This is a genomic window from Butyricicoccus sp., from assembly GCF_050872565.1.
GTDB lineage: Bacteria > Bacillota > Clostridia > Oscillospirales > Butyricicoccaceae > Butyricicoccus_A.
Genome location: NZ_JBNMHC010000453.1, coordinates 1 through 1498 on the forward strand (window position 1 = coordinate 1; position 1498 = coordinate 1498).

Annotated in this window: 2 protein-coding genes; both read left to right on the top strand. The window is 54.7% G+C overall.

Annotated features, from left to right (window positions below; all coding sequences use genetic code 11):
* On the top strand, positions 1 to 772 hold a 772-nt coding region (locus tag ACR0P9_RS12435; protein WP_432620615.1), incomplete at its 5' end, for a D-alanine--D-alanine ligase family protein.
* Positions 765 to 1498, top strand: a 734-nt coding sequence (murI, locus tag ACR0P9_RS12440; protein ID WP_432620617.1) for a glutamate racemase, incomplete at its 3' end; no start/stop codon positions are given. The genes ACR0P9_RS12435 and murI, both read left to right, overlap by 8 nt.

The window sequence follows — 1498 nt, forward strand, 5'->3', positions numbered from 1 at the left end:
GGTTATGCACGGCATCGGCGGCGAGGACGGCACCATTCAGGGTCTGCTGGAGCTGGCACATATTCCGTATGTCGGACCGGGTGTTGCAGCATCCGCTTGCTCGATGGACAAGAGCCTGACCAAGGTTGTTGTGGAGCAGGAAGGCGTGCGTCAGGCGGCGTTCTATCTGGCACGCAAGCACGCGTTTGAACAGGATGCCGATGCGGAGTGCGCACTGGCAGAGGAAAAGCTGGGTTCTTATCCGGTATTTGTCAAGCCGTGCAGCGAAGGCTCTTCCGTCGGCGTATCTAAGGCGACAGACCGCGCATCGCTCAAGGCTGGTCTGGCAGAGGCATTTAAGTATGACGCCAAGGTTCTGGTCGAAGAGTTTATCGCCGGTCACGAAATTGAGGTCGCTGTGCTCGGAAACGACGAGCCGACAGCAACCTTTGCCGGTGAGATCGCACCGAGCCAGGAATTCTATACCTTTGAGGCAAAATATGTAGACGGCACGTCCGGTCTGTATATTCCGGCTCACATCAGCGAAAAGGCCATGCAGACGGTTCGGGAGGATGCTGTTCGCGTCTATCGCGCACTGGGCTGCAAGGGACTGTCCCGCGTGGACTTCTTCTGCACCTATGCAGATGACGAAATCGTATTCAACGAGATCAATACCATTCCGGGCTTCACGAGCATCAGCATGTATCCGAAGCTTCAGGAGCATATGGGTCTTGCGTATGCCGATCTCATTGATCGACTGATTTCTTTTGCAATGGAGCGGTATGATGGATAATAGAGCGATCGGTGTGTTTGATTCCGGCTTGGGCGGTCTGACCGCAGTTCGTCAGCTGCATCGCGTCATGCCCAACGAAGATATTATTTATTTTGGCGATACCGGCCGTGTGCCGTATGGCTCGCGCGGACGCCAGACCATTATTAACTATACCCGCCAGGATACGGCGTTTTTGATTCAGCATGACATTAAGGCAATTGTCGTTGCCTGCGGTACGGTCAGCTCGGTGGCACTGGATGTCGTCAAGGGAGAAAATACCTTGCCGATGGTTGGCGTTGTCAAGCCGGCATGTCATGCGGCACTCAAGTATACCAAGAATGACCGCGTGGGCATTATCGGCACGCGCGGCACCATTCAGAGCGGCTCGTATGAAGCGCGCCTGCACACGCAGCGTCCGGGCATCGAGACCATTGCCCGCGCTTGTCCGCTGTTTGTTTCTCTGGTAGAAAACGGACGATTTTCTCCGGATGACAAAGTGGTACAGCTTGTCGTTGAGGAATACCTCGCGGACATTAAGGACTTTGGTGTGGACACGCTCATTCTCGGCTGTACCCATTTCCCGCTGCTGCGCGAAGCCATCCACCGATTCATGGGGGACAAGGTGACACTCATTGATGTCGGCGCAGAGGCGGCAGATTATGTCAAGACGTTTATCGACCGCGCAGAGGAGCGCACCGGAAACACAGAGTATTATGTTTCGGATGATATTGACAGCTTTGACGAGCA